At 29.6% G+C, this 25,941-nt stretch carries 22 protein-coding genes; 16 read left to right on the forward strand and 6 right to left on the reverse strand.

From position 1 onward, the window contains the following. Window positions 1-174: 174 nt before the first annotated feature. Entirely contained in the window at window positions 175-504 is a 330-nt protein-coding gene (gene rrpA, locus CAMP5121_RS02935) for a MarR family transcription factor RrpA (protein ID WP_039617585.1), read from the forward strand. Next, window positions 501-953, forward strand: coding sequence for a lipocalin family protein (locus tag CAMP5121_RS02940; RefSeq protein ID WP_337214749.1), 453 nt, complete (start codon window positions 501-503; stop codon window positions 951-953). Before rrpA ends, CAMP5121_RS02940 begins: the two co-directional genes overlap by 4 nt. On the opposite strand, the gene CAMP5121_RS02945 is transcribed toward CAMP5121_RS02940, so the two are convergent. Next, window positions 950-2,032, reverse strand: a complete 1,083-nt coding sequence (locus CAMP5121_RS02945; protein WP_337214750.1) for an NAD(P)-dependent alcohol dehydrogenase — start codon at window positions 2,030-2,032, stop codon at window positions 950-952. The genes CAMP5121_RS02940 and CAMP5121_RS02945 overlap by 4 nt on opposite strands. A gap of 162 nt (window positions 2,033-2,194) precedes the next feature. Beyond that, window positions 2,195-2,794 (reverse strand): hypothetical protein, encoded by a 600-nt coding sequence (locus CAMP5121_RS02950; RefSeq protein ID WP_257938190.1) that lies wholly within the window; start codon window positions 2,792-2,794, stop codon window positions 2,195-2,197. A 214-nt stretch (window positions 2,795-3,008) separates the two neighbouring features. On the opposite strand from CAMP5121_RS02950, the gene CAMP5121_RS02955 reads away from it, so the two are divergent. The 4 genes from CAMP5121_RS02955 to CAMP5121_RS02970 all read left to right on the forward strand — a co-directional run bounded on the left by CAMP5121_RS02955 (window position 3,009) and on the right by CAMP5121_RS02970 (window position 9,546). Continuing rightward, the gene (locus CAMP5121_RS02955; protein ID WP_337214751.1) at window positions 3,009-5,261 is read left to right on the forward strand and encodes an N-6 DNA methylase; all 2,253 of its coding nucleotides are present in this window, start codon (window positions 3,009-3,011) and stop codon (window positions 5,259-5,261) included. After that, on the forward strand, window positions 5,258-6,526 hold the full coding sequence (locus CAMP5121_RS02960; protein ID WP_087685180.1) for a restriction endonuclease subunit S: 1,269 nt from the start codon (window positions 5,258-5,260) through the stop codon (window positions 6,524-6,526). The genes CAMP5121_RS02955 and CAMP5121_RS02960 overlap by 4 nt, the downstream gene beginning before the upstream one ends. A 12-nt stretch (window positions 6,527-6,538) precedes the next feature. Continuing rightward, a complete protein-coding gene (locus tag CAMP5121_RS02965) occupies window positions 6,539-8,122 on the forward strand; it encodes a hypothetical protein (protein WP_337214752.1) in 1,584 nt (527 codons plus the stop codon). Window positions 8,123-8,280: 158 nt separating this feature from the next. Further along, window positions 8,281-9,546 carry a hypothetical protein gene (locus CAMP5121_RS02970; RefSeq protein ID WP_337214753.1) on the forward strand — a complete coding sequence of 422 codons (1,266 nt, stop codon included), beginning with the start codon at window positions 8,281-8,283 and terminating at the stop codon, window positions 9,544-9,546. On the opposite strand, the gene CAMP5121_RS02975 is transcribed toward CAMP5121_RS02970, so the two are convergent. Genes CAMP5121_RS02975 through CAMP5121_RS02990 form a run of 4 tightly spaced genes read right to left on the reverse strand, consistent with a single transcriptional unit; the run spans window position 9,536 to window position 12,944 of the window. Then, entirely contained in the window at window positions 9,536-10,717 is a 1,182-nt protein-coding gene (locus CAMP5121_RS02975) for a molybdopterin molybdotransferase MoeA (protein WP_337214754.1), read from the reverse strand. The genes CAMP5121_RS02970 and CAMP5121_RS02975 overlap by 11 nt on opposite strands. Before the next feature lies 1 nt (window position 10,718). Then, window positions 10,719-11,165, reverse strand: coding sequence for a molybdopterin synthase catalytic subunit (locus CAMP5121_RS02980; protein WP_039627992.1), 447 nt, complete (start codon window positions 11,163-11,165; stop codon window positions 10,719-10,721). Window positions 11,166-11,168: 3 nt separating this feature from the next. Beyond that, window positions 11,169-11,390 (reverse strand): molybdopterin synthase, small subunit, encoded by a 222-nt coding sequence (locus CAMP5121_RS02985; protein ID WP_039627993.1) that lies wholly within the window; start codon window positions 11,388-11,390, stop codon window positions 11,169-11,171. Between the two features lie 9 nt (window positions 11,391-11,399). Then, window positions 11,400-12,944 carry a multicopper oxidase family protein gene (locus CAMP5121_RS02990; protein ID WP_337214755.1) on the reverse strand — a complete coding sequence of 515 codons (1,545 nt, stop codon included), beginning with the start codon at window positions 12,942-12,944 and terminating at the stop codon, window positions 11,400-11,402. Window positions 12,945-13,088: 144 nt separating this feature from the next. Between CAMP5121_RS02990 and nspC the strand changes: the two genes are divergently transcribed. From nspC to CAMP5121_RS03040, 10 genes are all read left to right on the forward strand, one after another. Next, on the forward strand, window positions 13,089-14,252 hold the full coding sequence (gene nspC / locus CAMP5121_RS02995) for a carboxynorspermidine decarboxylase (RefSeq protein WP_337212278.1): 1,164 nt from the start codon (window positions 13,089-13,091) through the stop codon (window positions 14,250-14,252). Between the two features lie 136 nt (window positions 14,253-14,388). Continuing rightward, on the forward strand, window positions 14,389-15,318 hold the full coding sequence (locus tag CAMP5121_RS03000) for a formate dehydrogenase subunit gamma (RefSeq protein ID WP_039627999.1): 930 nt from the start codon (window positions 14,389-14,391) through the stop codon (window positions 15,316-15,318). Between the two features lie 63 nt (window positions 15,319-15,381). Next, window positions 15,382-16,062 carry a TorD/DmsD family molecular chaperone gene (locus CAMP5121_RS03005; protein ID WP_052243243.1) on the forward strand — a complete coding sequence of 227 codons (681 nt, stop codon included), beginning with the start codon at window positions 15,382-15,384 and terminating at the stop codon, window positions 16,060-16,062. 176 nt (window positions 16,063-16,238) lie between these two features. Beyond that, on the forward strand, window positions 16,239-16,442 hold the full coding sequence (locus CAMP5121_RS03010; protein ID WP_012661099.1) for a twin-arginine translocation signal domain-containing protein: 204 nt from the start codon (window positions 16,239-16,241) through the stop codon (window positions 16,440-16,442). Between the two features lie 16 nt (window positions 16,443-16,458). Continuing rightward, the gene (locus CAMP5121_RS03015) at window positions 16,459-19,281 is read left to right on the forward strand and encodes a formate dehydrogenase subunit alpha (RefSeq protein ID WP_214097741.1); all 2,823 of its coding nucleotides are present in this window, start codon (window positions 16,459-16,461) and stop codon (window positions 19,279-19,281) included. A 10-nt stretch (window positions 19,282-19,291) separates the two neighbouring features. After that, complete coding sequence (fdh3B, locus tag CAMP5121_RS03020; protein ID WP_039662920.1) at window positions 19,292-19,861, forward strand: formate dehydrogenase FDH3 subunit beta; 570 nt, start codon at window positions 19,292-19,294, stop codon at window positions 19,859-19,861. Window positions 19,862-19,915: 54 nt separating this feature from the next. Continuing rightward, window positions 19,916-20,644, forward strand: coding sequence for a winged helix-turn-helix domain-containing protein (locus CAMP5121_RS03025; RefSeq protein ID WP_337214756.1), 729 nt, complete (start codon window positions 19,916-19,918; stop codon window positions 20,642-20,644). A 48-nt stretch (window positions 20,645-20,692) separates the two neighbouring features. After that, window positions 20,693-21,271, forward strand: coding sequence for a sulfurtransferase-like selenium metabolism protein YedF (gene yedF / locus CAMP5121_RS03030; RefSeq protein WP_337214757.1), 579 nt, complete (start codon window positions 20,693-20,695; stop codon window positions 21,269-21,271). After that, window positions 21,268-22,299 (forward strand): selenide, water dikinase SelD, encoded by a 1,032-nt coding sequence (selD, locus tag CAMP5121_RS03035; protein WP_337214758.1) that lies wholly within the window; start codon window positions 21,268-21,270, stop codon window positions 22,297-22,299. Before yedF ends, selD begins: the two co-directional genes overlap by 4 nt. A 140-nt stretch (window positions 22,300-22,439) precedes the next feature. Further along, window positions 22,440-25,937, forward strand: coding sequence for a bifunctional proline dehydrogenase/L-glutamate gamma-semialdehyde dehydrogenase (locus CAMP5121_RS03040; RefSeq protein ID WP_337214759.1), 3,498 nt, complete (start codon window positions 22,440-22,442; stop codon window positions 25,935-25,937). The last annotated feature ends 4 nt before the right edge of the window (window positions 25,938-25,941 follow it).

Genomic DNA, 25,941 nt, shown 5'->3' on the forward strand with positions numbered 1-25,941 from the left:
TTTTTTCTTTTTCCATAAATGAAGCGCAACTCCACATGCGCCACCAACAATAGCAGCAATGATAAGATTTGTGATGAAATCCATCGAAATCCTTTTTAATTTGTTTTCATTTTGATAAAAAATGATTTTGGATTATAATATAAAAAAGCATAATACTATATTAAAGGAAAGTATATGGAAGAAAAGTGCGATTTTACAGAATGTGGGTTTAACTATACCTTGTCTTTGATTTCAGGCAAATACAAGATGAGTGTTTTGTACTGTTTATTTCGCTATGAAGTTGTAAGATATAATGAACTTAAAAGATATCTTGGCAATATTTCTTTTAAGACTTTGACACATACTTTAAGAGAGCTTGAAAATGATGATTTAATCACGCGTAAAGAATATCCACAAATCCCTCCAAAAGTAGAATACCGCCTTGCTAAAAAAGGTCAAAGTTTAATTCCTATTTTACAAGCAATGTGTGATTGGGGTGAGGTAAACCAAAAGGAAGAAAAATGATAGAATTATTAGATGGTATAAATTTAGAAAAATACATGGGTACATGGCTAGAAATGGCTAGAAAACCTGCTTTTTTTCAAAAAACTTGCAAAAGTGCTAAGGTAGAATATGAGCTAGAGTATGAAGGCTCTACGCCTATAATTAAAGTCAAAAATATATGCACAAAAGAAAATGGAGAAATCTCTCAAGCAAATGGCAAAGCTAGGGTAAAATCACCAAGAGCTTTGGCGGTTAAATTTAGTATATTTATGAATATTTTTAACAAGCCAAATTATGAGATTATTTACATTGATACAAATTATCAAGTTTCTATCGTAGGTAGTCCTGATAAAAAATATTTATGGATTTTATCAAGAGAGATTTTAGCAAAAGAGCAAATAAACTCTTTGCTTGAAATAGCCAAGCAAAGAGGTTTTGACACTAGCGATGTGATTTCTGATGAGCATTAATTCTCTGCACTCATATCGATTACATAGCGGAATTTGGCTTTTCCTGAAGTGAGATTTTCATAAGCTTTGTCAATCTCGCTTGGTTTGATGAGTTCAATTTCAGGATAAATTCCATGTTCTAAAGAAAAATCAAGCATTTCTTGAGTTTCTTTAATGCCTCCAATAAGTGAGCCATATACTTTTTTACCTGCTTTATGTACAAAGTGAATGATGTTAATGCTAGGACTTACTTCATGTGGAGGTAATCCTACGATAGCCATTTCACCACCAAATTTTAACAAATCCATATAAGCTAGCGGATCATAAGGGGTTGGTATGGTGGAGATGATGAGATCAAATCTTTCTTTTACCACACTTTTGTCTGTACTAGTATAAAAATTACTCACACCCATAGCTAGAGCTTCTGCTTTTTTGTTTTCATTTCTTGCAAAAACACTTACTTTTGCACCCATTTTCACAGCATATTTTACTGCCATCATACCAAGCCCACCAAATCCTGCTATAGCTACGCTTGAGCCTTCTTTGATATTTGAAAATTTAAGCGGTGAGTAGGTAGTAATACCCGCACAAAGTAAAGGTGCTACTTTGTCAAGTGGAGCATTTTTTGGCACATTGATAGCAAATTTTTCACTTACTACGATGTTGTTTGAGTAGCCTCCATAGGTGTTTTCATTATCATGAAATACATCTTTGCAGTTATAAGTGTAGATGGTTTTACCATTTTCACAAAATTGCTCTTGAGATTTTTTGCATGCTTCGCACTCTCCGCATGAGTTTACCATGCACCCAACCCCAGCATAATCACCTACTTTAAATTTACTCACATTTTCACCCACTGCGATAACTTCTCCTGCTATCTCATGACCAGGTACGCAAGGGTAGGTTGCCTCGCCCCATTCGCTTCTTGCGGTGTGTATGTCACTATGACAAATTCCTGCGTATTTGATAGCGATTAAGATATCGTTTTTACCTACTTTATGGCGTGTAAATTCAAAAGGTGTAAATTTAGAATCCTTGCTAAGCATAGCATAACCTTTACTTTTAACACGACCATTTTCTAAAAAGATTTTTGAGTCCATTTTCTCTCCTTTGTGGTTTTTGAAATTATATTAAAGCTAGGTTTTTATTGCAATAGGGAAAATAAAGTAAGATACTATACTTAAGGTGCGTTTGTGGGTTTTGGTTTGATTTTTATGGTATAATTATTTAATTTTTAAAATTACTATAAAAACTTGAATATATTACGCTTTATTATTTTGTTTTTTATAATTTCTTGGAAATGTAACTTTACCTAACTGCCATAAATATTTATCAATTTCTTTTATATTAAAATTATTTAATTTATAATAATCAATGAATTTATTTATAACATCGCAAAATATTTCATAATTTTTTAAATTAAATTCAAAATTATAAAAATTATTTTTATTTTGAAAATATGTCAATACTTTATCTACATAATAATCATATATAGGAAAAAATAAAGGCTGATGATGTGAGCAGTATTTACTAGCAAAAGAATAAAAATTTTTATCTACTCCATTTATTTTAATATTTGCTATTTTGCTAACTAAGCTTAAGTCTTTATTTTTTAATTTCTCATCAATTTTTAAATTTTTTATATGTTTAGCAACTGGAAAAATTGAAAAAATATTAGTGCTATAAAAATCATTTAATGACGATGCTTTTATTAAAATATCATCTATATCATCATTTTTTGGATAGGTTTTTGTAAATAATTTTCTTAATGCACTTTCTTGTAGAGCATAATGTTCGTCTAATTTAAGATAATTTTGCACTTCTTGCAAACTTGGCTTATTTATTTTAACCTGTGGAGTCATTTTTATCCTTTTTAGTTTGAGATATTTTAGCAAAAAATGATAAAATAAGAGCAAGGATGTTTGTGTTATACTATTTCAAAGATTAAAAATAAGATTAAATAACTCATAGGTTTAAATAAATTACTTTATAAAATGTGTTTATTTTATAATTTATTTCGCATATTAATATAAAATATATTTTATATTAATGATAGTTTTTATTTAAAGGATTTATATGGATATTTTAGAAGTTCAATATAACAAAGAAGGTAAAATATATTCTCATATTAGAAAAAAATATTTAGTTGCAACTCCAGAAGAAAAAGTTAGACAAGAATTTGTATGTAGATTAGTAAATGAATATAAATATAAAATAGAACAATTAGATGAAGAGTTATCGACAAAGGAAGGCAAAAGAAGTGCAAGAGCTGATATAGTTATATGGAAAAGTATAGAAGAAAAACAAAACAACAATACTCCATTAATTATTGTTGAGTGTAAGGCAGATTATATTCACATAAATGAAAAAGACTATGATCAAGGTGAAAGCTATGCAAGAATACTAAATGCTAAATTTTTCATTACACACAATAGTTATGAAACTAGATTTTGGCGAATTTTAAAAGATAAGGTACCAGGATATAGGCAAGAGATATCAAACATACCATCAAATGGGGCTGATGAAAAAACAATAGAACAGCTTTATAAGGATTTATTAGTTTTCAAAGAAGATGAATTTGCAAATATGCTCCATAAATGTCATAACATCATAAGAAATATAGAAAAACTAGATCCAGCAGCTGCATTTGATGAAATAGCTAAAATTTTATTTATGAAAGTTTATGTTGAAAGAATGCTTTTAAAAGGACAAAATAAAAAATTTAATCAAGAATACATTAAAGAAGCTAGAAAGTATAATGCAAATCCTATTGAAAGTTATTTTGATGGCGCTAAAAAAGAATTTGCAAAAGATAAAATTTTTAAAAAAGATGAAAAGATTAATTTAAAAGAACACACTATATTAAAAATCATAAAAGAGTTGGAAAGTTATAATCTATCTTTAACCTCAGCAGATGTAAAAGGTATAGCATTTGAAAGATTTTTAGGCAGAACTTTTCGTGGGGAAATAGGTCAGTTTTTTACACCTAGAAGTGTGGTTGAGTTTATGGTGGATATGATAGACCCTAAAGAAGGTGAAATTTCTTGCGACCCTGCTAGTGGTAGTGGTGGGTTTTTAATTAGAATATTTAGTAAGGTTAGAGAAATCATACAAAAAGATATAAAAAATCAGTATGAAGCATGGAAAAAAGACAATATTAAAGACCTAGAAAACCCAACAAGTGAAGAAGCAAAGAAACTTACAGAAAAATTAGAAGAGTTGCAAAGAGAATTAAGTTTAGACAATAAAAATTCTCGCATATATAAGCTTTCAAATTTTTGTATATATGGGGTAGATGCAAATGATAGAATGGCTAGAACATCTAAAATGAACATGATAATGCACGGTGATGGTCACGGCGGCATACATCATCACAATGGGCTTTTAAATATAAATGGAGTATTTGAAAATCAATTTGACATCATCCTTACAAACCCACCTTTTGGCTCACAAGTAGAAGAAAGTGATGTAATCCAAGAAAACGATATTTGGCTTACTAGAACAGAACAAGGAGAGTTAATAGCAAAAGAAGGTTATGAAGAATATATAAAACAATACTACGATCTATATGGGGAAGAAAGATATAAAACTACCCAGCTTAAAATTATAGATAATATAGGAAAGCCAATAGCTTCATTGTTTAAACTCAAAGAAAATCTAAAAAGTGACAAAACAGAACATTTATTTATAAATAGGTGTATGGATTTACTTAAACCAAATGGAAGATTAGGGATTGTTTTACCTGAAGGGGTATTTAATACGCCAAATGCTGAATATGTAAGAAAATTTGTAGAAGGTAGAGCTTTTTTAAGAGCTGTTATATCGCTACCTGTAGAAACATTTTTAAGCTCCAAAGCCAGTGTTAAATGTTCAATTTTATTTATTCAAAAATTTGATGAAGTTTCGCAGCAAAAGTGGAATAATTTAATCTCTGAATACACAGAAAAATTAAAATTAAAACATAAAGCAACTATAGATAATCTTAATGAAATTATAAAATATCGCAAAAGTAAAGATGAAAAAACACCTTTATATACAAGTGATGATAAAAAACAAGCTAGAAAAGATTTAAAAGACTTAGAAGTCCAAATAATAGAAGAAGCATATCAAAATACAAAAAATGATTTTGATTATCCTATTTTTATGGCAGAAGCTGAAGCGGTTGGAATTACTAGCACGGGCGAGACCGGAGAAGGTGTAAAAAACGAGCTAATGGATATTATAGAAAAAGATAAAGACACGGGAGAAGAAAAAATAATAGAAAAAGGCATAAATACATACTTTAAAGAATTTTTAAAAGAAAACAGCATAGTTTGGGGTAAAAAATGAGTAAAACAAAAGTTGTTAATTTTAAGGATTTGAATATTTGGAGCGTAAAAAATTTTCTAAATTCATTAAAATCTAATTTTCCATTAGTAGAGTTAAAAAACTATATTATTGAAAATAAAAATAAAATTAAACCGTTTTTATATCCAAACGAAACATTTGACATCCTAGGAGTTAATAATAAAGAAGGTGTGTATTTTAATGAAACATTATTGGGGTCTAAAATAAAACAACCTTATTATCAAGTAAATAGTGGCGATATTTTTTATAATCCATATAGAGTAAATGTTGGTTCAATAGGTATTGTGCCAAAAGAATTTGATTTAAAATATACAAGCCCAGCATATATTGTATTTAGAACTATTGAAAAAAAATTAATATCAGAATATTTAGTGTTTGTTTTAAAATCAGAATGGTTCAATAATCATTTAAGAGCAAATACAAAAGGGTCTGTAAGACAAATTTTATCATTTAGTGAGCTTAAAACACTAACAATCCCATTACCACCATTAGAAATTCAAGAAGAAATAGTCACAAAGCTTCAAACTATTAAAAATAAAATTAAAGAATTACAACTTGAAGAAGAAAAAATCAAAAAAGAAATAGAAGCATATATATATATAGCTCTTGGACTCAAAAAACCAAAAGATACAGCAAGAGAAAAAATCTTTACTGTATCTTTTAAAAATTTAAGCAGATGGGATATTACACACAACCAAGGTAGTGACAAGATTGATGTAAGTAAAAGTAATTATCCATTAGTTGAGTTAAAGAATATACTAGATTACGAACAACCTAAAAAATACATAGTATCAAATACAAACTATAGTGATAATTTTGCCATCCCTGTTCTTACAGCTGGTAAAACTTTTATATTAGGATATACGGATGAAGATTTTGGCATATTCGATAATCCACCTGTGATTATATTTGATGATTTTACAACAGCAATTCAATTTGTAGATTTTAATTTTAAAGTAAAGTCTGATGCTTTAAAAATACTAAAGATTAAAGATAATACTAAAACAAATATAAAATTTTTATATGAAGTCTTGAAAATTATCAAAATAGATTTAAGCAAAGCCCATAGACGCTATTATTTAAGCTCTTATCGATATTTAAAAATACCACTTCCACCAATTGAAATCCAAAACAAAATAATTGAAGAACTAGAGCAAAAATATGAAAAAATAGAAGAAAATAAACAAAAAGCTAAAAAACTTGAACAAGATTTATATCTAGAGATAGAAAATATTATAATAAAATAAAAAGGAATTAACATGATTGAATTATATGGGATTAGAGAAACTCTTGGAGTTTGTGAAGAAGTAACAGAAGTTCCTGAAGATTTAATAAAATTTGCAAAGAATAAACATTTTACCTATGATAAGTTAGAAAAATATAAAAAAATAAAACCTTTTGTAGCCAAAAATGGTATAGAGGTTTTTAGAGGTTTTGCTGATGTAGAAACACTTGCTCAGATATCAGAAACCAATGAAGAATTTCAAAGAGATATTGACGAAAATCATAGAAATAAAATCGTAAGTTATGTAAATAATTCTTCTAAAAGTGATATATATTTTCCTGAAGTAACTTTATTGTATTCATATGATGTAGATAAAAATTTAGATGAGTTGGAATGTTTAAAATATGCTATAGAAGATTTAAAGCAAATAAATTCAATGGAAACGGCTGCAACTATGAGAACTTTTGGTTTTGCAGTTTTTAAATTTGATATCAAAAAAGATAAAAAATTATATAGATTAGATGGAAATCATAGAATAGAAGCATTGTCATTAATAGCAAAAGATGGTGAAAATCGAATGATTTCTTTTTGTATTTTATTTGTTCCTAAGAACGAAAAATACTCCCAAGAGCATCTATATTTTTATTTATTAAATTCAAAAGCATTACCAGTCACTTCTACTAAAATTTTTGATTTAGTCACAAAAGCAAATGCTGACGAATTAAAAGAATTTATAGAGTCTGATCAATTATTAAATATTTTAAAAAACACACAAGAAGCATGGAAAGATTTAAATGAAGAAGAAAAACAGATTTTAATCTCTGCAATCAATGAAATATTAAATCAAAAATTTGATCAAAGCATTGTAAATATTATAAAAGATGCTATATATAAATACTGCGAATATAAACATGATAACAACATTAAATGTAGTCTATTGGGTGCCATATGTTATCTTAAATATAAATATGATAGATTAGAAATTTTCAATAAACAACTTAAATTGTTCAATAAATGGATAAAAAAATTTAACTACAATTTAGATAATTTTAAAAATTTTGCCGATTTGTATGAAAGTTTTAATTCATATACAAAAACACTAGAAAGAGTAAAACATATTTTTGTTGCTATGGAATATAATGAAATATATATTAATCAATATAAAGATTCTATAGAAAAATCAATTCATAGAATTCAAGGTATAAATAAACTCCATAACTTTAATCTAATGGAGATTATGAATGAAAAAAAAGATGATAATATAATAGAAAAGATATTTGAAAATATAGAGAAAGCAGATATTATTATAGTTGATTGTAGCACCAATAATAGTAATGTTTTATATGAATATGGTTTTGCAAAAGGATTAAAAAATAAGCATATTATACTAGTACATAATGAAAATTGGAGAAAAAACACTATAGATAAACTAACACAAATTCAACATAAAGATGATTATATAAATAGAATAATTAATAATTTGAAACAAGGATGTTTTGATATCAAAGTAAATAAAATAAATAAATGGACTAATCAAATAGATCTTGAAGATATATTAGAAAAAGAATTAAAAGCTTATATCGCAGATAATAACTATGATATTTTAGATAATGACTAGTATAATAACTCGTGAAGTAGAAGAGATTTTAAATGATTTAAAACAAAGTCAAGAAAAAGCTAAAGTGCTATTGACAGGTATTTTAAAAATTATAAGATAAACTAGGTTAAAATAATCTATATAATATAAAAATTTGAATTATTTTTGAAAGAGAATTTATGAAAAATCAACAAAAAATTACTAGAAATATTAAAATTCTTGCTCTTATGAGTTTAATTTGTAGCATGTTGGCCATAATGCCATTATTTGCTATAACGGCTTTTATTTTATTTATTATCGTTTTAAATAAACTCGAAGTTCACGCAGGTGCTAAGAAATTATTAAGTAATTTTTTTATTACTGTGTTCATAAATTTAATCTTCTTTTTATTTTCTGTTTTGATTTTGCATCCAACTGGTTATATAAGTTTTGAACATACAGTAGCGATAATTGCAATATGTATGATTATTAATTGTTTATTATCTTATAAATTTACTAAGAATATATTTTATGAAATTGCAAGAGTAACGCATCAAAAATATTTTATTAAAGCTTTTAATCTATTTTTTATAGGTTTGTTGATACTTGTTGTAAGTATAAATATAGGCTTATTTTTGTTTCATTTAAATATTGAAATTTCTTTTTCTTATATATATAATGTGCTTTTAAATCAAGCAAATAAAGGTAATACTTTATTTTTAATTGGTGCTCCAATCTTAATTTTTATAGCAGTTTCGTTTTTAATCACAGGATTTGTTTACCATGCTTTAGCTTGGCTAAATTTTGAAAGTTTTGATGAAGAAATAAAAGAAAATTATGCAACAACAACTCAAGGATTAAAGCTTATTAAAATTACAATGATTTTTGCTTGTGTGTTTCCTTTCATCGTCTATCTTTGGGTTTTTATTATGTTTGTTCTTGATAATTTTTCATCTGGTGTAATTTTTCCTCTTGAAATAGTTTTAATTATTTTAGGATGCTTTTTTTGTATATTTTCTTTTATGTCTATCATTCTGCTTTGCAAAAAGATAAAATCATACAAATTATTATTGTTTTTTACTTTATGGATGATTTCTTATTTGTGTTATTTTATAAAGTCAATAATGATGTTAAAGTTATTTGATATTGTATCAATTTTAAATACTATATCGGCATTTTTCTTTTTTAAAGAACTAGTCAAAATTAGTGGAATGAAAATCTTTTTTGTGTTTTATATGTATTTATTTACCCATAATGTCTATTTTTTGTTTATCAAAAATAATATGTTTGTAACTTTTAATTTTGATTTAAGTAGTTTTATAAAAGTTTATTTAAAAGGTTTTATGATGTTTTTTGATCTAGAAAAATTTATTTATCCTAGTGTTGGTTTTATCTATATCTATATCACCATTCTTTTTATTATTGCTTGGAGTAGGTTGAAAATAAAAATTATGCCTAAGGCATAAAAATTATATCCACCAAATCATTTTCTTTTATATTATCATTTGCTATCATTAATGCAGCTTTGTGATTAAGGTTGTTGATGATGGCACTTGAGCCTTGTTTTTTGCCTTTTAAATTGGCATAAATTTTTCCATCTTTAAATTCTACATTACAAGCTACAAATTCTAAATGTGAACTTTTTTTCTTATAGTCAGTATTTGCAAATGCTTTAAATACATAGTCTTTTTCTTGTAAAAGCCAAGCATTTAAAAGTTCTCTTACATATAAATTAAACATCACCATAGCCGAGTATGGAAAACCCGGTAGTGCAAAGATGAATTTGTCTTCAAATTTGGCTATTTTGATGTGTTTGCCAGGCTTTACATCGACTTTATCTATGATGATTTCATACTCTTTAACAGCTTGCTTTAAAAAGTCAAAATCCCCCATGGAAACTCCACCAGTGGTAACTAAAATATCACACGCATTAAGTGTTTGTTTTAAAACACTTGGAGTTTTTTGCATATCATCTTTTAAAAGTGGGAAAATTCTAGCTTCAGCACCAAGTTTTTTTGCCATATTAGCTATGGCTACATGGTTTGATGAGCGAATTTGTGCAGGGTGTTCTAAGCTTTCGCCTAAGTCTTTGATCTCACTTCCACTGCTTAGCACGCCTATGATAGGTTTAGCAAAAACACTAATGTGAAAGTGTCCAAGCTCGGCTAAAAGTGCTATCTCGCTATAGCCTAGTTTTACACCTTTTGTGAGTAAAATTTCACCTTTAGTGTAGCTCTCGCCAACCTTTCTTACAGCAAAGCCTTGTGGAACTTTTTCTTTGATGTAAACCACACCTTCTTTAACTTCTACTTTTTCCACAGGCACTAAGGTATCACAACCCTCACTCATTAAAGAGCCTGTAAAGGTTTTAACACATTCTTTATTTTGTATTTTAAAGCTTGGGAAAATTCCGGCAGGCACTTCACCTATGATAGACAAAGGCTCATCTTGCTTGCTAAATTTGATCGCATAGCCATCCATAGAGGCTGTGGGAAATTGAGGGTTGTTAGTAGAAGCTTTGATGTCTATGGCTAAAATTCTATCTAAGCACTGTGTTAAAGCGATGTTTTCTATCTTTTCATATGTTTGTATGTGTGAATGAAGTATATTTAAACTTTGGTTATAAGAAGTTAGCATTTTAGTCCTTAGTGCTTAAAATTCCTGCTCCTTGAAGTTTCAAAGAGCGTTCTTTGGCATAAATTTTTTCGCCATTAATGATATCATATTTCCATATAGGTGCACTTGCTTTAAAATCTTCTACAAAATCATTAATTAGCTTAAGTCCTAATTTTCTTTGCTTGCTTAAAACCCCAGCAAAATAAGAACTCTCATGCACCTTAACCTCGCCGATAGAGTGAGCAAACATCAAGCTTACATTTTCATTTGCAAGTTTTTGGCACCATTTTTCAAACCAAGTTTTTAATAAAGGCTCATATATATCAAAACTCAAAGCCTCAATCTCATCTTCAGCCCTGACTATACCGCAAAATGTGATCAAAGCTCCGCAGTTTTTATCTTTAGCATATTCATACCATCTAGCATAAATGCTAGGAATTTCTAAGGCTCCTTGATGTAATTCAAACATAACTCATCCTCCACAAACCGGTGGAAGTAGGCAGATTTTATCCCCATCTTTTAGGGTAGTTTCATCATCAAAAACCATTTCATCATTTAAAGCAACCGCACAAAGCTCAAGCCATTCTTTTAAGCTTTCATCTTGCCCTAAAATCGCTTTTAATTCTTTAAGATTGCTTACATTTAGTTCTAAGCTTTCTTTGTCAATTGGCCCTAGAAATTCGACTTTTACCATTTTTTACCTTTATTCTTTTATTTCTAAAATTCCCATCATTCCAAGATCTTCATGCTCTAAAATATGGCAGTGAAACATTCTAATACCGGTAAATTTTTGACTCATTCTAAGTCTTAATTCTTCCCCAGGTCTTACATTAATCGTATCTTGCAATGCTCTGAATTTTGCTTTTGTTATTTTACCCTTAAATTTAGAAGAAATGAGTTCAAATTGTGTTCCGTGTATATGGAAAGGATGATCCATATGTGATTTGTTTTTTACTACCCATTCTTCTACTTCATTTAATTTTGAGGTTAAATCCGTTCTATTCATATCAAATGTTTTACCATTGATTAAAAACATAGAAGCAAGGCTTTTTTTGATTTCTTCTTCACTTTTTTTACTAATACCATGCATTTGCATATGATCTTCACTCATAATCACTTCTTTAAAGTTTGTAGCTTCTTTTAAAGGTGGAAATTCGCGTAATTTCTCCTGTATGTTTTCTATAGTTTTTTCTACTTTAAGATCAGCTAACATAAGAGTGTAAGGTTCTTCTTTAACAAGCATTTTATCGCGGTCATAATAAGTACTTTCAAGTTTAAAATCACCCTTACTTGCTTTGATTAATACTTCTACTCTTGAAGCAGGACTTAAAAACAACTCATCTAATTCAACACCTTTTTCTATAAGCCCTCCATCAGTTCCTACTAAAATAAATTTAGCGCCTTTAATGCGTAAATTTAAATATCTTGCCGCACAAAAATTATAAATACGAATTCTTTGAGCTTTGTCAAGCGTTATTTTTGGCTTTAATTGTCCATTGATAAGAACTAAATTTCCTTCTCTGCCATTGAGCCAATCAAATAAATTATTATCAGGAATTTGTGCATTTTCATCTAAACGCAAATCACTAATCACCCAATCTTGTTCTTGTAAATGCGACAATGCATCTTTTTTAGCTTTTACTACAAATACCCCTGCTAAGCCTTTATAAACTTGCTTTGCTGTGGTGTAGTGTGGGTGCGGATGATACCAGTAAGTTCCTGCTGAATTTTCTCCAAGTTTAAAGCGATAAATTCTTTCTCTACCAGGCATGATAGGATCATGTGGATTGCCATCTTGCTCAGGTGGTATGTCAAGTCCATGCCAGTGGATTGTAGTTGGTTCTTTTAAACTATTTTTTACTAAAATTTCTACAGTGTCACCTTCATAAACTTCTATTTTAGGTCCAGGTATAGAGCCATTGTAAGTAAAACATTTTGTTTTTTTACCTTTAACAAGTTCTATTTGACTTTCTTTGATTTCTATACTTGATCTAAAGAAATTTTTCTTTGTGCTTGTGTTTTTTAGAAGTTTTAAATTTGTTAATGTTTGTCCGCTAGGAAAGTCTTTTTCATCGAGTAGTTTAATGTTTGGATTTTCTAGTTTTATAAAAGAAGTATCGATTTCTTTTACTTCTTTTTGTGTATGTTTTGAGTGCATATTGTGATGAGAATGATCTCCCATTGCATAAGCACTGCTAATACTTGCTAAACCTAAAGCATTAAATTTTAAAAATAACCTTCTGTCCATTAAATTTTTACTCCTAAATTAATTTTGATTTGGATTTTGATTATAACTATTATTTGATTAATGATTGTAAATTATAAAAACAAGATATAATTTTAATATGATTTGTTATACAAGTGGTTTTAAATCAAAAATTAAGGATAAATAATGCTAATTAAAAATCATTTAGATAAAGACTTTCAAACTCCTGCTTATATTTTAGAAGAAGATAAACTTAGAAAAAATTGTGAACTTTTGGCTAAAGTAAGTGAGCAAAGTGGAGCAAAAGTTTTGCTTGCGTTAAAGGGTTTTGCTTTTTCAGGTGCTATGGATATAGTGGGTGAGTATTTATCAGGCTGTACTTGCAGTGGGCTTTGGGAAGCTAAATTTGCAAAAGAATATATGGATAAAGAAATTCATACTTTTTCACCTGCTTTTAAAGAAGATGAAATAGATGAAATCATAGATCTTTCACATCATATAGTATTTAACTCTTTTAATCAGTTTAAAAAATTTAAAGACAAAGCAAGTAAAAAGTCTCTTGGTTTGCGTTGTAATCCAGAGCTTTCAGTGGCTCCAAAAGAACTTTATAATCCTTGTGGTAGATTTTCAAGATTAGGAATTCGTGCGATTGATTTTGAAAATGAAGATTTAAGTGCCTTAAGTGGGCTTCATTTTCATGCTTTATGTGAAGAAAGTGCGCATTCTTTAGAGCTTGTGTTAAATGCTTTTGAAGCTAAATTTTCAAAATTTATTAAAAATATGAAATGGGTTAATTTTGGTGGGGGCCATCACATTACAAAAGAAGGCTATGACACGCAAAAACTAATTGATCTTTGTAAAAAATTTAGCGATAAATACGGCGTACAAGTGTATCTTGAGCCAGGTGAAGCTATAGGTTGGCAGTGTGGGACTTTAGTTGCAAGTGTGATAGATATAGTAGAAAATGAGAAAAAAATAGCTATTTTAGATACTTCAAGTGAAGCTCATATGCCAGATACTATCATCATGCCTTATACAAGCGAGGTTTTAAATGCTAGAATTTTATCAAGTCGTGATGGGGAAAAATATAGCGAGTTAAAAGAAAATGAATTTGCTTATTTACTTGGTGGCAATACTTGCCTAGCAGGAGATATCATGGGTGAGTATGCTTTTAATCAAGAGTTAAAAATAGGACAAAAAATAGTATTTTTAGATCAAATTCATTATTCTATAGTTAAAAACACCACTTTTAACGGAGTAAGACTTCCAAATTTAATGTTCTTAGATAAGAATGAAAATTTATCTATGGTAAGAGAATTTGGCTATGAAAATTATTCAAAAAGAAACTAAAAATTGAGTTTTTTTGTAGTTTTTTGCAAATTTATGTTTTTTAAATAAAACTTTTTTTAAAATAAAAATGGAAACTGAAAATTAACAAAACTACAACGCTAAGCTTTTTCTAGCGTGTAATGTTTAGGAGTAATTTATGCATAGAGTTATACTAGCTCTTTTAGCCTGTTTTAACTTTCTATTTGCTCAAGAAAATTTTGAAGTTAAAAATACTCAAATTTGGGATGTGCAAAGAGTGATGAATATAGAAAGTTATCAAAATTTTGGTGCTTTGTGGACTAAACTACAAGGTGAGTATATTGCAAGTGCTGTTTTGATTATACTTATAGTGGTTATTTCAGCTTTTGCATTGCACTATATGGTCATAGGTCCAAAGAAATTTTCTCATGATGGTAAGAAAATTTATGCTTTTTCAGTATTTGAAAGATTGTTTCATTTTGTAGCGGCAATTTCTTGGATTATCCTTGTGCCAACCGGACTTATTATGATTTTTGGATCATACTTTGGTGGTGGATTCTTTGTAAGAATGTGTAAAAACTTACATGGTATTGCTACTATTTTATTTATCATTTCTATCATTCCTATGCTTTTGTGTTGGATTAAAAGAATGCTTCCTGCAAGTTATGATTTAAGATGGATGATGATAGTAGGTGGATATTTAAGCAAAGAGAAAAAACCTGTTCCTGCAGGTAAGTTTAATTTTGGTCAAAAATCTTGGTATTATATAGCTGTTTTTGGTGGCTTTTTGATGATAATCACCGGTGCGTTTATGTTTTTCCTTGATTTTAATTCTACTTCTTTACAGTCTATTTTTGGAATTTCTCATATAGATATTTTAAGAGCTTCAGCTATCATCCATAATATTTTGGGTATTTTATGTGCAGTATTTTTTGCTATTCATATTTATATGGCTGTATTTGCTATTAAAGGAAGTATTCATTCTATGATTAGTGGTTATAAAGAAGAAGAGGAAGTTTATATTTTACACTCTTATTGGTATAAAGAATTAAGCGATAAAAAACAAATCAATCCATCATTTACTTACGATTCTAAAACAAAATTTTAAAATCTCACTTGATTTTTTTAAATTTTCCTTGTTATAATCAAATAAAAATAACAAGGAAAATTAATGATACAAGATATTGATCTTTCGCGCAAATATTTTTATGAATTTTTTTCAAAAGCTTTTAATTTTATCGATGAAAATGAATTTAAAATTTGGCATGAACAAGTTTTAGTTTTAGCTCAAAGCCCTTTAGATGATAGTTTAAAGTCTGATTTTGAAAAACTTAGTGCATGTGATTTTGCAAGTTTTAAAGAAGAACAAAATGCGGTGTTTTTTGATTTTTCTTATGTGAATGTACCTATTAGTGCTTCTTTTTACGATGAGGGTAGAGATGATGGTAAAATGAAGCTTCAAGCTTGTGAAATCATTAGAAAAACCAAATTTAGAAAAAAAGAAGATTGCAGACAAAGTGAAGATGAATTTGGCTTTTTATTTGCTTTTATGGCAAGTATTATTGAGCATGATTTAAAAGTTGCACAGCAATTATTTCGTTTTGTGATAAACCCTGTGATAGATGAGTTTATAGAAAAATTACAAATCCACAAAAATTCAAATTTTTACATTGCTATTGCTAATATTATGAAAGTCTTTTTTGCAAACGAAAGGGCTTATTTAGAAGTACAAGCGCCTGTAAAAAAAGAAGGTAAAAGTATAGCAGATGAAGCTTTACAAAGACTTCCTTATGAACCAAGACTTCCTACCAAATTTAGTAAAACAAATATAGAAGAACTTAGCAAATTATAAAAATAAATATGTATTTTGTTACCAAAATACATATTATCAAAATCATCTTTTTATGAAAATAGAAATTAAATAAAATCTTAAGTGAAAATATGCAAAATTCATTTTGTGTAAGTGCGTAAATACTTTGAAAATAAGTATTTATAGTTATTCTTTACTTTTATTTCAAAGGAGAGAACATGGAGGCCAATCAAAGAAGGGATTTTTTAAAAAAATCTTTGAAAATTGGTGCTTTAGGGGTGGTAGCTGGAGCAAGTGTAAATGCTTTAGCTAAAGATGATTACCAAGAGCAAAATACTGTAGTTTTGGGAAAAAGCACTAAAAAAGAAGTGCTTTATAAAAAAACTATGCATTGGGAAAAATATTACAAAATAGCTTACTAATTAAGAAAGGAAGAAGATGGCATTAGCAAGAAGAAATTTTCTTAAGCTTGCTGGTATTGCTGGTCTTGGAAGTGCGGCTTTTGGTAGTGAAAATAAAGCTATTAGAGCTGCAAGCGAACAAGAAGTAGCAAATCCTTATCCAGATTCTAAGATTGTTAGAACAATCTGTAGTATCTGTAGTGCAGGCTGTGGAATTAAAGCAGAAGTACAAGATGGAGTTTGGGTGCGTCAAGAAAACGCTATAGAACATCCTATTTCTCAAGGATCACACTGCTGTAAAGGGATAGATCAAATCGATCTTACTAAATCAAAACAGCGTATTAAATATCCTATGAAAAAAGAAAACGGCAAATGGGTGCGTTTAACTTGGGAGCAAGCTATCAATGAAATTGGTGATAAAATGCTTGAAATCCGTAAAGAAAATGGACCTGATAGCGTTATGTTCTTAGGTTCGGCTAAATTTAATAACCAACAAGCTTATTATTTTAGAAAATTTGCAGCATTTTGGGGTACTAATAATATAGACCACGTTGCTAGAATTTGACACAGCGCAACAGTCGCCGGTGTGGCGAATACATGGGGTTATGGCGCTATGACAAATCATTTTGGTGATGTGACTAAACATTCAAAAATGATGATTATTTTTGGTGCAAATACTGCTGTGGCTAATCCTATTGGATTTAAACACTTATTGCAAGCAAAAGATCGTAATAATGCTAAATTAGTAGTTGTAGATCCTGTATTTACAAAAACTGCAGTGCATGCTGATGAATACGTAAGAATTCGTCCAGGTACAGATATAGCTTTAGTTTATGGTATGCTTCATTTGATCTTCAAAAACGGTTGGGAAGATAAAGAATTAATCAAAACTAGAACTTATGGGGTTGAAGAAATAAAAGCAGAGGCCGCTAAATGGACTCCTGAAGTTGTAGAAGATGTAACAGGTGTTCCGGCTGCTCAACTTGAAAAAATCACAAGAATGCTAGCTACAATTAAACCTGCTACGCTATTTTGGGCTTTAGGTATTACTCAACACTCAGTAGGTAGCTCTAATACAAGAATTCTAGCTATCTTGCAACTCGTTCTTGGTAATATAGGCAAACCAGGTGCAGGAACAAACATCATCAGAGGTCATGATAATGTTCAAGGTGCTACTGATATGGGTTGTTTGGCTGATACTTTACCAGCTTATTATGGACTTGATGATAATGCTTGGAATCATTTTTCTAATGTATGGAATGTTGAGAGAGAGTATTTAAATTCAAGATTTTATTCTAAAGAATGGATGCATGAAAAAGGCTTTTCACTAGCAAAATGGTGGCAAGGCGTTTTACATGAAGAAAAAACTTATTCAAACTCACCTATCCGTGTACTTTGGGTGCAAGGAACGGGTATTACTTCTATGGCACATACGGTAAAAATTCAGGAAGCACTTAAAAAACTTGATATGATCGTAATTGCTGAGCCTTTTGTAAATGAAGTAGCAGTTTTAGCAGATCGTCCAGATGGTATTTATATTATTCCTGCTTCAACCCAATTTGAAACAGAAGGTTATGTAACAGCGACTAACCGTGCTATGCAATGGCGTTCTCAAGTAGTGAAACCAATTTATGAAAGTAAAGAAGACCAAGAGATTATGTTTGCTTTTGCTAAAAAATTTGGTTTTTATAAAGAGTACACTCGTGGCATGAAAATGGAATTAAAAGACCATAAACTTGTACAAACAAGAGATGATAATGATGATAATTTCATATGGCCTGATGATGCCACAAGAGAAATGAGTAATGGTCTTTTAAGTATAGGTTTAAGAGGTATTTCAGCTGAACGTCTAAGAAAACACCAGCAAAATTGGGAACATTTTGATCCTGATACTCAAAGAGGTATTGGTGGTGAAGTTAAAGGTGAATATTATGGCTTACCTTGGCCTTGTTGGGATAAACAACACCCAGGCACTTCTATCATGTGGAACACGGATATTCCTTATGAAGAAGGTGGTATGGGCTTTAGAAATCGCTTTGGTTTAGAGCATGATGGGCATTCTCAATTAGCAGATGAAGCCTTTACTCCAAAAGGATGTAAAGTTAAAGGTGGCTACCCGCAAATCACTAAAGAAAATATCGAAAAAGTGTTTAATATCAAACTAAGTGATAAAGAAAAAGAATTAATGGGTGCTAGCTGGAGCACAGATATTTCAGGTATAATCTTAGAAAAATGTAGAGAAAAAAGTGCTTGTTGTTTAGGTAATGCAAGAGCGAGAATGAAAGTTTGGGAATTTGCTGATCCTATTCCATTACATAGAGAGCCTATTCACTCACCTCGCTGGGATTTGGTTAAAAAATATCCTACTTGGGGTGATCAAGAGAAAAACTTCAGAGTTGAGAGTAAATTTATTAGCGAGCAACAAAAAACAGATTGGAGTAAAGAGTTTCCAACTATTATTTCAAGTATGCGCTTAGTAAATTTAAGTGGCGCGGGTATGCTTGAGAGAACTAGTAAATATCTTGCTGCAATCACACCTGAGATGTTTGCTAATGTACACCCTGAACTTGCTTTAAAATATGGTATAAATGATGGTGATATGATGTGGATTCACTCGCCACAAGGCACTAAGATTAAAGTAAAATGTGTACATAATCATTCAGTTACACCAGATAGAATTTGCTTGCCTTATAATTTTGCAGGTATTATGCAAGGAGTGGATTTAAGTTACAATTATCCTGAAGGTACTAAACCTTATACTATAGGGGAAAGTTCTAACACGGTTACTAACTATGGTTTTGATATAAATACGCAAATTTCTGAGTTTAACGCAGGACTTTGCAGACTTGAAAAGGCTTAAGGGGTAAGTTATGGCTAGAATGAAATTTTATGTAGATAATAATCGCTGTATTTCTTGCTTTGCTTGTCAAGTAGCTTGTTCAAGTGCGCATGAAGTACCAGTGGGAATTAATAGAAGAAAAGTAATCACTCTAAATGAAGGTATAGAAGGCAAAGAGTTTTCAACAACTCTTGCTTGCCAACACTGTACAGATGCTCCGTGTGAGCAAGTTTGTCCTGTAAAATGCTTTTATATTAGAGCTGATGGTATTGTTTTACATGATAAAAAAACTTGTATAGGTTGTGGATATTGTCTTTATGCATGTCCTTTTGGTGCTCCACAATTTCCAAGAGATGGTGCTTTTGGTATTAAGGGTGAAATGGATAAATGTACTATGTGTGCAGGTGGTCCTGAGCCTACTAACTCTCATGAAGAAAGAGAGCTTTATGGACAAAATCGTATTGCAGAAGGTAAAGTACCTATGTGCGCTGCGGTTTGTTCTACAAATGCACTTTTGGTTGGTGATGCAGCTGAAGTTAGTGCAATGTATAGAAAAAGAGTTTTACTCAAGGGTCAAAACTTAGGACTTGATGCAAAATAACTCAAAGGGTGTTTACAAGCACCCTTTTTACCACTTATAATCCAAGGTTAATTCATGGAAGAGCTAATTTTACAAATTCAAAAAAATCTTGATGAAAATAATAAACTTACTTGTAAAAAAGCACTAGAACTTTTAAAACAATACTCTAAAGAAGATTTTCAAGCTATTATAAAAGAATTAGGCGTAAAAATTTCAGATTGTGAGCTAGGTCAATTTGGCAAGTTAAATAAAAATATAGCAAAAAGTGAAATTTTGGAAAAATTAGAAACAAAATTAGATTCTAAGCGTCGTATAACATGTAAAGATGCTTTAGAATATGCTAAAGACTTTAATATGGCTGATATGAGAGCTACACTTAAAACTTATAAAATTGATGTTAAATACTGTGAACTTGGTTGTTTTGAAGAAAAAAAAGGTAAAAAATTTCATGTAAAAAGTAAAATTTGGGTAGAAAATCCTGATGGAGAATTGCTTTTTGGTAAAGGTAAAACAGATATTTTAGAATTAGTAGGAGAATGTGGAAGTATTTCCCAAGCGGCTAAACAACTAGGGATTAATTATAAAAAAGCATGGCTTTATATACAAGATTTAGAAAAAAATATGAAAGAAGAATTACTTATTGCTAAAAAAGGAAGAGGAAGTGAGTCAGGTAGCAAACTTACTCCAAGAGCTTATGAGTTAATTCAAAATTTTAAAATTTTACAACAAGATGTAGAAGAATACACCAATAAACGCTTTAAAGAATTATTTTTTAAGAAAAATCAAGAAAAAAACAAAACTTAATTTGAATACAAGTTATAACAATATATCATTAAATAAAAAAGGTAAAAGATGAAAGTTGATTGTAGAGATTTAGCTTGTCCACGTCCTGTGATAGAAACAAAAAAAGCTTTAGAAGAGTTAAAAGAAAATGAAAATTTAGAAATTCTTTTAAATTCTCAAGCTTCTAAAGAAAATGTAATGAGATTTTTAAAATCTTTAAATTTGGAATTTAATGTTAAAGATTTAGATGATGAGAGTATTATTAGCATTGTAAAAGATAGCAATATAGCTCAAACTCAAGAAAAAAAATTACAAGAATACAATGTGTTATTTTTAAAAAGTGATAGAGTAGGCGAGGGAGAACTTGGAAAAAATCTAATGCCAGGTTTTTTAAAAACTTTAAAAGATTTACCTAATAAACCTGCAAAAATCCTTTGTGTTAATGATAGTGTTTTGATGAATACTGATTGCTCTCATATGGCATTTGAAGCCATGAAAGAACTTGAAAATTTAGGAGTTGAAATTTATAGTTGCGGGGCGTGTTTGGAATTTTTTGGCAAAAGCAAAGAGCTTAAAATAGGTAAAATAGGTAATGCTTATGAAATTTTAAATGAACTTTTTGGAAAGGCAAAGATTATCTCTTTATGATATATAAAGATCAAAAACTAACCCAATATGTAAAAGCTGCGGGTTGAGCTGCCAAATTAGACTCGGTGGGTCTTGACAAAATTCTTGGCATTTTAAAACCGCATGAAAACATTTTAAGTGGTATTGATAATAATGAAGATGCAAGTGTTTATAAGCTAAATGAAGATTTAGCTTTAGTGCAAACTCTTGATTTTATTACACCTGTGGTTGATAGCGCGTATCATTTTGGCGCTATAGCTGCTGCAAATGCTTTAAGTGATGTATTTGCTATGGGTGCTGAGGCGATTAATGCTTTAAATATTGTAGGCTTTGATACTTGTCATTTTAATAATGAAATTTTACTTGAAGTGTTAGAAGGTGCTAGAGTTAAGGTTGAAGAAGCTGGTGCTGTGCTAGTAGGTGGGCATACTATAGAAAATGATGAATTTATTTTTGGTCTTAGTGTAACAGGTGTAGTTCATCCTAAGAAATTTATAGCTAATAATAGCGCAAAAGATGGTGATGTGATTTTACTTACTAAACCTATAGGTAGTGGTATTATTAGTACTGCTATCAAGGCTGGTTTGCTAGAAAAAGCAAAGATTTTAAAAGCAGTAGAACAAATGAGTTTTTTAAATCTTTATGCAAGTCGTATTTTAAAGAGCTTTAAAAGTCTTAGTGCTTTAAGCGATGTTACCGGTTTTGGCCTTTTGGGACATTTAAAAGAAATGTTAAATAAAGAGCTTATGATAGAAGTATATAAAAATGAAATTCCTTTAATGGATGGAGTTTTGTCAATGGCTAATATAGGGATTATCCCAGCCGGAGCTTATAAAAATAAAGATAGTCTAAAAATTTGGGTTGAAAATTTAAATGAAAAAGATGAGGATATAGTGTATTTTGATCCTCAAACTTCAGGTGGACTTTTAGCTAGTATGAGTGAAAATGAAGCAATTGAAGCTTTAAAAATCTTAAAGGATCATAATATTGAAGCAAAGATTATTGCTAGATGTGTAAGAAATACTCATAATTATTTATTATTGTGCTAATATTTTATTTACAATCAAAAATATATGTTTATATTTGTTACTTTTTTACATAAAAAAATAAATTACAAATAAATATATGTTGATTTTCGTTGCAATTTTTGTATCATAAATACATATTAACTATTAAAGTGGAGGAAAAAATGATACAAAAAGCTTTGCAATTAGCTGAAGAATTACAAAGAAAGATAGAAAGTAATATCTCTCAAAGCGAAAAAGAATTTCATGCCAAAATGCAAAAACTTTTAAACAATCCTAAAAATAAAGTAATGCTAATTGAGCTTTTAGATCGCTCTTTTAGATGTAAAGATAAAAGTGCGAGTTTTGAGCTTATAGAACATACTTTAAACAAATATGGTATAGCTGATTTTTTTAGTGCTTTTGAAAAATTTTTACTTTTTTCATTTTTAAATTTTGGAAAATTTGCACCAACTCTTAGTGTGCCATTTTTCATTAAGCATTTAAGAGAAGATACCAAAGCTATGGTTTTAGATGCAAATCCTAGTGTTTTAGAGCCTCATATGCGTAAAAGAAAAGATGAAGATAAAATCACTTTAAATGTAAATTTAATTGGTGAAGAGGTTTTGGGTGAAGCTGAGAGTGCTTATAGGATGAAAAAATACGAAGAAGCATTAAAAACAAGCTATATTACTTATATTTCTATTAAAATTACTACCATTTTTTCCCAAATCAATATCATTGATTTTGAATACTCTAAAGATGAGGTGGTAAAAAGATTGGATAAATTATATGCTCTTGCTTTAGAGGAAGAAAAAAAGCAAGGTGTGTCTAAATTTATCAATCTTGACATGGAAGAATTTAGAGATTTAGAATTAACCGTTGAAGCTTTTATGGAGAGTGTTGCAAAATACGATATTAAAGCAGGTATTGTTTTGCAAGCTTATTTGCCTGATTCTTATGAGTATTTGAAAAAACTTTTTGCCTTTTCTAAAGAAAGAGTTTTAAAAGGTATGAAGCCTATAAAAATTCGTTTTGTTAAAGGAGCGAATATGGAAAGTGAAGAAACTATAGCTTCACAAAGAGGTTGGGCTCTGCCTACTTTTTATAAAAAAATTGACACTGATAGTAATTATAAAAAAATGCTTGATTTTGTCTTAGAGGGAGATAATCATAAATATATTAATATAGGTATTGCAAGTCATAATTTATTTGAAATTGCTTATGCTTATACTAGAATTTCACAAGCTGGAGCTTTATCATCTTTTACTTTTGAAATGCTTGAGGGTATGAGTTTACAATGCTCTTATGAGCTTTCTAAAATGCATGATCTTATACTTTATGCACCAGTTTGTGATGAAGCACATTTTAACAATGCTATTGCATACTTAGTAAGAAGACTTGATGAAAATACTAGTGAAGATAATTTCATGAGATATTTTTTCAATCTTAAAATTAATGATAAAAATTGGCAAATACAAAAAGAATTATTTCTAAAATCTTTAGAAGGTGTTGCTAGTTTGGATAATTCTACTCATAGAACTCAAGATAGAAATAATGAAACAAAGGCTATTAGTTCTTATGAGAGTAAAGAATTTAAAAACGAACCTGACACAGATTTTATCTTAAAAGCAAATAGAGAATGGGCTAAGGGTATAAGAGCTAAGTATGAAAATTTAGAAAATTATGATGTCTATCCAGTTGCAAAAGAAGAAATTAAAAACGAAAATTTACAAGTAGTAGAAGTTAAAGATAAAATCAAAAATCGTACTATAGGTAAAGCACATTTAGCAGGCCAAGCAGATATTAAATACGCTTTAGATGTAGCTAAGAGCTCAAATTTTAGTGATTTAAGTCATGATGAAATTTATAAAATTTTAGCAAAAACTGCTCAACTTGTTAGAGAGCGTAGAGGAGATTTAATAGGTATAGCAGCTTTAGAAGTAGGAAAAACTTTCTTAGAAATTGATCCTGAAGTTAGTGAGGCTATAGACTTTTTAGAATTTTACCCACATTCTTTAGAAAAATTAAAAGAGCAAAATCCAAATACGACTTTTAAAGCAAAAGGCATAGGCGTGGTGATTGCGCCATGGAATTTCCCAGTAGGTATTTCAGTAGGAACCATAGCAGCGCCTTTGGCCGCAGGAAATAAAGTGATATATAAACCATCATCTTTATCGATGTTAACAGGTTATATGCTTTGTAAATGCTTTTGGGATGCAGGAATTCCTAAGGATGCTTTGATTTTCTTACCTGCTAAAGGTAGTGATATATCAAAATACTTACTTGTTGATCAAAGTGTGAAATTTTCAGTATTAACTGGTGGAGAAGAAACTGCTTATGCAATGCTCAAAGCTAATCCAACATTGCTTTTAAGTGCCGAAACAGGCGGTAAAAATGCAACCATTGTTTCTAAATTTGCTGATCGTGATAGTGCGATTAAAAATATCATTCATTCAGCTTTTTCAAATTCAGGTCAAAAATGCTCTGCTACTTCTTTACTAGTTTTAGAAGAAGAAGTTTATAATGATGAAGAGTTCAAAAAGACTTTGGTAGATGCTGCTAGTTCTATGGCGGTTGGAAATCCATTTGCGTTTAAAAATAAACTTGGAGCTTTAGCAGATAAACCAGATGTGAAATTACAAAAAGCTTTAGATGAATTAGCTCCGTATGAAAGTTGGGCTTTAAAACCTAAATTTATAGATGATAATCCTTATCTTTTAACTCCAGGGATTAAGTATGGTACTAAAAAAGGTGATTTTACACACATGAATGAGCTTTTTGCACCAATTTTAACTGTAATGAAAGCAAAAGATTTAAAAGAAGCTATTGATATAGTAAATTCTACAGGTTATGGACTTACAGCAGGATTTGAAAGTTTAGATGAGAGAGAATGGGAGTATTTTCATACTCACATAGAGGCAGGAAATATTTATATTAATAAACCAACAACGGGAGCTATAGTCCTAAGACAACCTTTTGGTGGTATTAAAAAATCAGCCATTGGTTTTGGTAGAAAAGTTGGAATTTATAATTACATTACCCAATTTTTAGACATAGAGCAAAGTCAAGTTGATCAAAATGTTTTAGACAATGAATTAGTATCAAATTTAAACGCTTTAAGTTTGGATTTAAATGAAAAAGATAAAGCTGATTTTGAAGTCATTAAAGCTATGGCAAGAAGCTATGCTTATCATGCAAAACATGAATTTGCAAGTGCGAAAGATTATGTCAATATAAGAGGTGAGGATAATCTTTTCTCTTATACAAAGGTTAAAAATATCGCTTATAGAGTGCATAAAGATGATAGCTTAAAAGATGTTTTAGGAGTTATTTTAGCAGCTAGTGTGCTAAATATTGATCTTATTTTAAGTTATGATGAACATGAAAAAATAGATCTTGTGCAAAAGATTAATCAAAAAATTAGTTCAAAAACTTTATTCCTTAAAGAAAGTAAAGAAAATTTCATTAGCAAAATAGCTGATTATGAAAGAATTCGTTATTTTGCTCCATTAGATGTTAATGATGAAATTTTCATAAAGGCAGCAAGTTGCGCAAAAATCATCGCCAATGCTAAGCCTTTAATGAATGGACGTTTTGAGTTGCTTTTATATCACAATGAAAAAGCTTTAAGTATATCTTTCCATCGTTATGGAAATCTAGGCATTCGTGCTTTAAAATAATATA

Origin of the sequence: Campylobacter sp. 2352 PW, from assembly GCF_024723575.1 — a bacterium.
Lineage (GTDB): Bacteria > Campylobacterota > Campylobacteria > Campylobacterales > Campylobacteraceae > Campylobacter_D.